General features: G+C 49.3%; 6 protein-coding genes. 1 reads left to right on the forward strand and 5 read right to left on the reverse strand.

The window, feature by feature from the left end:
- Positions 1 to 428 precede the first annotated feature (428 nt).
- Positions 429 to 2102 carry a SulP family inorganic anion transporter gene (locus tag QNJ26_20130; GenBank protein MDJ0987862.1) on the forward strand — a complete coding sequence of 558 codons (1674 nt, stop codon included), beginning with the start codon at positions 429 to 431 and terminating at the stop codon, positions 2100 to 2102.
- Between the two features lie 240 nt (positions 2103 to 2342).
- Here the strand turns inward: QNJ26_20130 and hcp are convergent, their stop codons facing one another.
- From hcp to QNJ26_20155, 5 genes are all read right to left on the reverse strand, one after another.
- Positions 2343 to 3986 carry a hydroxylamine reductase gene (gene hcp, locus QNJ26_20135; protein MDJ0987863.1) on the reverse strand — a complete coding sequence of 548 codons (1644 nt, stop codon included), beginning with the start codon at positions 3984 to 3986 and terminating at the stop codon, positions 2343 to 2345.
- A 145-nt stretch (positions 3987 to 4131) separates the two neighbouring features.
- Complete coding sequence (locus QNJ26_20140) at positions 4132 to 5220, reverse strand: hypothetical protein (GenBank protein ID MDJ0987864.1); 1089 nt, start codon at positions 5218 to 5220, stop codon at positions 4132 to 4134.
- Positions 5221 to 5363: 143 nt separating this feature from the next.
- Positions 5364 to 7133 (reverse strand): aldehyde ferredoxin oxidoreductase family protein, encoded by a 1770-nt coding sequence (locus tag QNJ26_20145; protein MDJ0987865.1) that lies wholly within the window; start codon positions 7131 to 7133, stop codon positions 5364 to 5366.
- A gap of 34 nt (positions 7134 to 7167) precedes the next feature.
- The gene (locus QNJ26_20150; GenBank protein ID MDJ0987866.1) at positions 7168 to 7362 is read right to left on the reverse strand and encodes a ferredoxin; all 195 of its coding nucleotides are present in this window, start codon (positions 7360 to 7362) and stop codon (positions 7168 to 7170) included.
- Positions 7363 to 7809: 447 nt separating this feature from the next.
- A complete protein-coding gene (locus QNJ26_20155) occupies positions 7810 to 9240 on the reverse strand; it encodes an NAD(P)H-binding protein (protein ID MDJ0987867.1) in 1431 nt (476 codons plus the stop codon).
- Between the last annotated feature and the right edge of the window lie 297 nt (positions 9241 to 9537).

Here is a 9537-nt window from a genome sequence, read left to right on the forward strand (position 1 = left end):
GTTTCATCCCTAACCAATATTTTGACGGCTGTGTACTAAATTTAGGATAAACAAATCGTGTTTAGGGGTGAGTAATTCCAGGGTTTATTAGATGATACAAACTCGTCTCGAATTATACTGATCTAACGCGATAACAATTTGAATATTATGAAAATATGGTTGACCGGGCCCTGTATGATGTCAGTGCGGTGGTCACAGGGGATGTGGTGAATCCGTAATCACATCTGGACATCATATAGTGAATCGCCTTTTTTATGTGGTTTCTTTGGTTAGGGTTTGGGCTTTACGTCCCATAAATCCAAGTGCTCAAGGATGTTATTTCATGAACTTGTCATCCAAGATAATCTGTGAAATGATGCTTTTTTGTCTGTGCAGGCTTAATTCTTTTTGTGAAATAGTGCTTTCCTACACAAGATCTAAACTAACTTATGCTCAAGATTTTTAAAGTGACCCGCAAAGAGCTTCTTTCTGATCTGTCGGCCGGTTTTACCACAGGCTTATTCAGTATCCCGGAAGGGATGGCCTACGCAAAGCTGATTGGGGTCAACCCTGTGTATGGGCTGTATTCCGGCATGTTGGCACCCATTGCGGCCTCCCTGAGCACCGGCACCATCTTGATGGTCAGTACGCTCACCAGCGCCATTGCCGTATGTACCGGCAGTGTTATCCAGCAGGCCGGCATCAATGTCAGCAGCAACCCGTCGGCCCTGTTCACGATTACCTTTCTAGTGGGGGCGATCATGCTCGCAATGGGTTTATTGCGGCTGGGCAGTGTGGTGAACTTTGTTTCCAACTCCGTCATGACGGGCTTTGTTGCCGGCGCCTCGCTTCTGGTAATCGTGGGAGAACTCGGTGACCTAACCGGCTATGCACCGGTTGGCACCAACAAGCTGCTCAAAATCGCTGACTGGGCGGCCCACATGGGCCACTGGGATCCGGCCACAACGGTGGTGGGGTGTGGTACCATCATTACCATGGTCATCCTGAAAATGATTCCCCAAACGGAAAAGGCTTCCGCTGTCATCACCCTTATCATCGGTACCCTGGTGGTCAATCTGCTCAAGTTGCCATCGGTGGAACTTGTGGGCAACATGGCCCAGATTCCCAGCGGTTTGCCTAGCATGGTCCTGCCCGATCCGGCAATGATGCCGAAACTGGCGCTGGGTTCTCTGGCCGTGGCCCTGGTGGCCTTAACACAAGGAGCAGCTATTGGCACAGCAGTGCCCAACCCAGACGGCAGCCGCACCAGCCAGTCCCGCGACTTCATCGGCCAGGGATTGGGCAATTTGTGCGGATGTTTTTTCCAATCTCTTGGCACGGGGGGATCGCTTTCCCGTACCGGCATCTCAGTTGGTTCAGGCGCTAAAACCCGCTGGGCCGGCGTATTTTCAGGTTTGTGGGTGATTTTGATTGTCCTTTTGTTGGGCAATCTGGCGGAAACCGTTCCGCTAGGCATCATTGGCGGCATTCTGGCAGTGGTGGCCGTTGAACTCATCGTTGCCAGGGTTCCCGACGCACGACTGGTCTGGCGTTCCTCAAAGGGAGCTGCCGCGACGGGGTTGCTGACCTTTGTCTCAGCCTTGTTCATACCCCTTCAATATACGGTGTTTTTGGGGGCCGGTTTGTCGATGATCCTTTATATCTATGCCTCTGCCCGCCGTGTGCGCTTAACGCGTTTGGTTCCCAACGAGAGCGGACGCTATGAGGAATCTGATGTGCCTGAAACCTACCCCTCCGACAAGGTGACCATTTTACACTTTGACCACATGGAGTTTTTTGCGGAAGTGCCCATGTTGGAGAGCTTGTTACCTGATCATCGGGGGATTAAAAATACAGTAGTGATTTTAGCTTTGCGCTTTATCGAAACCTTGCCCAACACAACCCTCAAGTGGCTGGCACGCTACGCTATAGAATTGCGTGAATCTGGAAATTTGCTATTGCTGGCGGGGGTCGCCCCTCACGTTTTCGAACTCCTGGAACGCACCGAAATACTCAACGCCATCGGCAAGGAAAACGTTTTTCCTGCCCACCGGGTGGTGTTCGAGTCAATCGAAGAGGCTATGGAGCGAGGGCACGCCTGGTTAAAGGAGCAAGAAGGGTAGGTGCAACGCTTGCCTGAATGATGAAGGACACTATAAAGGAGGGCCTGCAAGGCTTGCAGGCCTTCCGGCTCGCCGCGTTGTTCCAAGGGTGAAAATTAATGAGATAAAATGATTTTCATCCTTATATATCTGATTGGTATTTTGGATTACATCTATAAGTTGTCTAACCGGCTGTCATTTAATATAATCTAAACTTCGCATTAATTTTCATGCAAGATTCAGGTAATAATTTATCCGAATCTACGCCATAAATTTTTGCATATCTTGGTTGACAGTGGATATGCCGCTCATTCCAAAATTCTCAATGAGTGCGTTGAGTGCATTGGGTGATAATAATGCCGGAAGGGTTGGACCCAGATGGATATTTTTGACTCCCAACGACAGCAGCGCAAGCAGGACAAGCACCGCTTTTTGTTCATACCAGGCAATATTATAGACAATGGGGAGTTCATTTATATCTTTCAATCCAAAAACTTCCTTCAGCTTGAGAGCGATAACGGCAAGAGAATACGAGTCATTGCATTGCCCTGCATCCAGCACTCGTGGGATACCCCCGATATCACCCAAGCTCAATTTATTGTATCTGAATTTAGCACACCCTGCTGTCATGATAATGGTATCGGAAGGCAATTCTTCAGCAAACTGGGTGTAATACTCACGGCTTTTCATTCGACCGTCACATCCTGCCATGACAACGAATTTTTTAATGGCACCGCTCTTAACGGCATCTATCACTTTTTCTGCCAGCGACAGAACTTGTTGGTGGGCAAACCCGCAGGTAATTTCACCGGTTTCGATTTCCTCGGGAGGAGGACATGCTTTTGCCTGCTCGATGATCTTTGAAAAGTCTTTTGCGGCACCTTCTTGCCTGTCTTCAATATGGGTGACACCATCAAACCTTACCAGCCCGGTTGTATAGAGCCTTTCCTTATAACTGTCTTTTGGCGGGACAAGACAATTGGAGGTCAACAAAACCGGGCCGTTAAAGGTTTCAAAATCCTTTTTCTGCTCATGCCATGCCCCCCCATAGTTGCCTTTCAGGTGGTCATATTTTTTTAGCAACGGATAAGAATGGGCCGGCAGCATTTCTCCATGGGTATAAATATCAACACCACTGTTTTCAGATTGTTTCAGCAATTCATCCAGGTCCTTTAAATCATGTCCGCTGATCAGGATGCCCGGATTGCTTCCTACACCCAGATCGACTGTCGATATTTCCGGCGTGCCATAAGTTTCGGTATTGGCCTTGTCCAGAAGCGCCATGGCATCTACGCCGAATTTCCCGGTTTCACGTACAAGACCGATATTATCATCAAGCGATCGAGAATCATCCGTTAAAGCCGCCATCGCCTTTTGTGTAAACGCATAAATATTGGCATCTTCATATCCTAAATGGAAGGCGTGGTCTGTATAGGCCGCCATCCCCTTGAGGCCATAGACGATTAACGCCCGAGCGGATCTTGTATCTTCGTCAGGGGCATCTATCTGACCTGAAAGAGATTTGGCCTTGTCCAAATACTGGTCCGGCGTGCCGGTCCATGTTGCACATGCCGGAAGGTCATCCGGAAGCTCTCCCCCCGCGTCAAGATAGGCCTGCTTTATCGCTTCTCTCAATTCCAGTGCTTTGGTGATTCTGTCTAGAGATACCTCTTCCGAAAAAACAACATTGGTGACTGTCTCAAACAAAACTTCAATAATAAATCGGTTTAATTCATCGTTTTCAATTCCCTTTTCTCTTGCTTTGGTGCTAAAGAATGACATTCCTTTTACAAGATGCAGGGTAAGATCCTGAAGATGCACACAATTTTCAGATATCCCGCAAATGCCTTTTTTTCCTGTACAGGCAATTGCACCTCTAGTTTCCTGGCACTGATAACAAAACATACTCATTTTGCACCTCCTGATTATCTTTACTTATGTCATACCATGTAAATTGATTTGGTTTTGGACGAAACGCTTTGGGCGGTGAAGACGACCGCTTGCTCATTGCAACATCGACAGCGACGGCCCAGTCTGTTATCTCAATGCCTTAATTCCCGGCCGCCATTTTTGCTTCCATATTCCGCTTCACCGCAATCATTCTTTCATGAATCATATTGCGAGCGCCCTTATACAGCTTTCCGGCAAAAATGCCGGGGATTGTGCGTAAAATGTCAAGCCGCGCTCTGGTAACATTTAGCAGATACAGGCTGTTGCCGGTGCCATCGGGATCTTCAAATAGGACTGTCAGACTGAGACTGGCTTCAAAATAGTGCGCTGCGTACAGCTGCTTTGAGGCCACGATTGGATTCCCTTTGGATCCTTGCGGGCGGTAAAGGACCAGATGACTGATGCTGAGAATGGGCCGCATCTTTCCCTTCTCAAAATCCTCTTTGAGCCATATGAAGACATCTTCAGCATGATCCAGTTGACCATTGGGGAATTTGTCCAGGTAGGCATAGAGCTCCGGTACGTAGCGCTCCAGGTAAGGGGACGCTTTCAGCAGCCCTTGAAATTGCTCTGCGAGTTGCACGGGCTTTTTTTTATCGCCGTATTCCACCAGTGTTTTGTTGCCGTCTTTCAAATATTTGTTCAGATAGTCAACCGTATCCTGCTGTATCAGTAGATTGACCTTGGCCTCAAAATCCGGCGCTTTCGCATCGAGCTGACTGATTTTTTGAATTGCCTCAATAGGCGCTTTCACTTTGCAGTCGCCGGGCTCGCAGGTCCTCAGATCCTGAATATCCTCCTTTGGAAGGGTTATGTCGTTAAGATCTTCAATTTGAGGAGGCGTGCTTATGATGCCCCATGAACCAGCCGAGGCTGTCTCCAGGTTCATTCCCTTATCGCGGTAATTCTTTAAAAAGAAATCTTCTGAAACGTTGATTCTGGCGATACTGAAAATTCCGATTTCATGCTTTGTGTCGGTTTCCAATATCTTGGTTACCGTCTTTCCTTCTTTGAAGCTGTTGAACTCGGTCTTGGAAAAAGCCATATCGTTTTTCAAAAACTGGTGGAGTCGTTCCTTCGCATCCTGTGCGGCAAAGGCGCCCACCGGCAAGAAAGTCAACAGGCAGGATAGAACAACCATGCTGCCCAGGCGCAAATGGCGGCAAATGGTTAAGGGATTTATTCCCATTGTCACCTCTTTAATTCAATACGTATCTAAGGTTAAAGGGTTGCTGAAAGCGGCCCAATATTTTTCTAAGGCGGTATTTATGGTACGTTATAGACCATGTTCGGCCAATCCGCCAGGTCTTCGGTTTTCGATGAATCCATGGGCTACGTGTCTTCAGGAAAACCCTGGTCGTTCCAGCCCCGCAGCCGGTAGTAATCCTTGAGCATGTAGTCCATCTCTTCGGCGGTAATGGCATGGCCGGATGGTAGTGGTTCGTCATGCCATCTTTTGGGCAGCAGGTCGTCTTTGGGCTGCCAGCCTTCGTTGATATTGAACTGCCGCGTCATGGTGGCAATCTTGGCCGCCATGGCGCGAAGTTCCGGCTTTGAAAACTGCCGGCCTGTAGCCAATTCTATGGTTTCTTCCAGATCCTCCCACTGGTACAGATCCCTGTAAAAACGGCACAAGATCAAGGTGTCAAATATGTTCATGCGATCCTCATAATCGGTTAACATTTCAGCCTTGCCTTCTATCTGTTCAGGGGGAATTTTGCCTTCGATTTCAGGCTTATAAAAGGTGGTTCGCAAATGACAGGCGCCCCTGGGTGCGGTGGCAAAGGACAATCCCATACCTTTGAGCACCCGCGGGTCGTAACCGGATGGTTCCATGCCTTTGACATGAATGGCCAGATCTTCGGCACCCCACTCACGGGCCGCGGCAACGATGCCGTCGGCCAGGATGTCACCGATGCCCTCACGCGCAGCAATTTTTTCGAGTAAGTCGGCGATCTTGTCCACCTCACCGTAGTCGATATCATAATCCAGCCGCCCCTGCGCTTTGGCCTCTATCGTAAAGCCGCACAGATTGCCGGCTGTGATGGTGTCCAACCCCAGGCGGTCGCAGATGTCATTGAGATAGACGATTTCCGCCATATCGTCGACCATGCACAAACCGCCAAAAACCATGATGGTCTCGTACTCGGGGCCTTCAAGCTTCAAATCCTTATGGCGTCCTTTGCTAAGCTTGGCCATGCGCCCGCAGGCGATGAAGCATTTGGCACAGGCATTGGGTTTGATTTCATGCTCCTCATGATAGGTTTCGCCGCTGATTTTTTCCCAGTGGTCACAGGTGCCCTGGTGAAAGTATTTAGCCGGAAATGCGCCGACCGTATTCGTCAGTGCGACGACCGCGGTTGTGCCCATGGCTCGGAAAGCTTCCACGCCGGGCTCTTTTGTGTGGGTTTTCATAAAGCTTTTGCCGTAGGCGACAATGCCGTCGGGATTGGCGAGCTCGCGTTTGCGATCGCCCTGAAAAACGATGCCTTTGAGATGTTTGGACCCCATAACAGCTCCGACGCCGCCTCTGCCCGCACAGCGCCATTTATCATTGTTGATCAGGGCGCATTTGACCATTTTTTCTCCAGCGGGACCGATGACCACCGCCCCGGGTTTGCGAAAACCTTCCTTGTTGGGCGCAAAACGCGCTAAAGCCTCCTTTTCGGCCGTGTAGGTATCGCTGCCCCACAGATCACCGGCATCATGAAATTCCACCCCATCAGGATGGATGGACAAGATGGTGGGCTGATCCGCTTTTCCGACAAGGATGATGGCATCGTAGCCGGCTGCATCGACGGCCTCGGGTACTTTGCCGCCGGAATAGGCATCCACATAAAAACCCGTCAGAGGGGATTTGGTGAAAACACCATAGCGGCTGCCGCCCCAGAGCCTGCTTTGACAAAAAGGTCCGGTGTTGATAATCAAATGATTTTCCGGTGCCAGCGGATCCACGCCGATGGGATTTCTTTCCAGCAGCAGACGGGTGGCCAAACCCTTGCCACCGAGACAATCCGTCAGAAGTTCATCCGCAGGCGTTTCAATCTTAAATTCTTTGCCATTCAGATCAATGCTGAGGATGCGACCGTAAAAACCGTTCATGGTTTCCTCCTGTTACGCTTTTTTGAGGTGAGTCTTAGTCTTCCCAGTGAATACATTCCACCGGGCAGCTGTCGATGGCGTCCTCAATGCAGTCCTCGGGACCACCTTCGGCTTTAATGACGACAGCCACCTCGTCGTCCTCATTGAATTTGAAAACATCCGGACACAATTCCACGCAGGTTTCGCAACCGGTACATTCATCGGTGTCGATGACAACACGTTTGCCCATGTAAGCCTCCTTATATCGGAAAAATTGAAAATGACAGATGATAGGTAAACAAAAGGTATTTGACGTATTTATAGAAGGTAAGGGGTGGTTGTGCACTAAATTTAGGATAAACAAATCGTGTTTAGGGGTAAGCCAGAAACCATACGTCAAATGGGATACTGCAACGCTGTAATATTGGGATTTGACTTACGGCCCGGAGAGCATATCTGACTTCACAACGCAGACGTCCATAGAAATATCATAGCTACAGCAAATGTTAACAATTTTGTGGCGTTAACTGATTTTCTGAAAAAATTACATTAAGAGCGTTTTTTAAATCAAGAAGCTTAAATTCGTTTCAAGAAATGCTAAGATCCAATCATGTGTGCATGCATCTTCCGCAAATCGGTACGCACCATCGGATGAAGTCCGCAGTTATCTCCCTTTATTAAACAATCTTTCTAATGCCTAAGCGCTTTCGATCTGCTTTTGTTTCATGACCTTTTGGAAAGTGCGCATGGCTATCAGATGAATGACCGCCTGGGTAAGGACATAGAATATCCAAGGCAGCTGCGGCCTGAAATCATGTATCGCTGCAATGGTATAGCGGCCGTGCAGTACATCCCTAAATTCAAATCTCGGTGTTAACGCGTCATGCCCTCTAGCCAGGAGACCACCTGTGATGAAATACATGCGTCGATCCGGCGAACTATGGTTTGGCTGAAAACTTAAGGTGATAAAATGCAGCCTGGGGAAACGGCTAAAGATTCGCCAGTCGCCGGCCTCATCGACCTCACAAAGGACAAATGGGCGCGCGAAGCGTGGAAGCCATTGAAAAAAAGTGTCCGCCATCCAGGCGGCGTTACGCCCCTGTGGTAGCGCAATGCGTTGAATTGAGCGCACATTGCTTTTGGACCGCAGGCCGGCCATATACTGTTTTCGAAACGGCCGGCGCGGATTTGATGGGACTTTGCCGCTTCTTGCAACATAAGGCTCAATCATCTCACGCGGCATCACCGAATCTTTGGCAATAAATTGCTGTAGCACATTATCCCGCACCGTCAAATCATGGCGCAGGGCTTCAACGATCAACTGGATCAGGGCAGGGTGGGCATGCCGGTCAAGGAGGCGCAGGTACCATTTGTAAAGACGACCCGGAAAGCAGGGGACGGTAATGATACGGGATTTCTTTTTCAACGATTTTGCGGCTTTTTGGAGTAATTCGCGAAAAGTCATGACCAAGGGGCCGCCAATGTCATAATCCTGGCCGTATGTCTGCGGATTGCCCAGACAATATCGAATCGCTCGGATGACATCAACGACCGCTATGGGTTGTTTGCGCTTATCAGCCCAATGCGGCATCAATACGACCGGCAAGCGGGTTGCCATCTTGGCTATCAGTTGAACCGCATTGCTGCCCGGTGCAACCACTAAACCGGCGCGTATGACGGTTAACGGTGTGCCATAATTTGACAGGGCTTCAATCACCTCGTTACGCTGCGCTACAAATTCGGCTGAAGAAGGACCTTGCGGCAGGAGGCTGCCTAAATAAATGATTTGTTTGATTTGTCTGATATGGGCGGCCCGGGCGACATTATCGGCGATGAGCAGGTCCATGTTTTCAGACTCTGTCTGATCCAGGCGGGCGGTGGGGACCCTGGTGTGGGCAAGGTAAATAATGACATCGCAGCCCGCTATGGCCTTTTCCACAACCTGTCTGGAGAAAAGTTCACAATAGCGCCACGCAAGCGATGGGTTGGTTTCCGTTTGCGGCAGGCGCTCCTTGGCACCAACCAGCGCAACCACATCATATTCTCCAGCCAAATCACGACACACGGCGTCGCCGATGGCACCACCGGCCCCGACAACGCCAATTTTGGGTCGATTTTGTGCGGACATAATCGTTTGCTTTAGCTAAATTCTGAGAGGTTAATGGGTTATGTTACGTGAAACGGTTTCTGTAAAACACAGGATCAGCCATATCTGAGCACCCTATTCAACATAAGGTTTCAAATGGGTATCGCAAGGAATTTAGAAAAGATGATATGCAATGGTTATCGTGTCTGAAATAAGCTGGAATCCCTAGTCTGCTTAACCCGCATATTGCCAACTGCCACTCACTGCGCCTCACCTGAGGTGGGAAACTGAATCCGGGCCAGCTTTTCAGCTGGATCGTGTCCGGGATCAAAGGCCAGC

The sequence above is a fragment of the Desulfobacterales bacterium genome (genome assembly GCA_030066985.1).
GTDB lineage: Bacteria > Desulfobacterota > Desulfobacteria > Desulfobacterales > JAHEIW01 > JAHEIW01.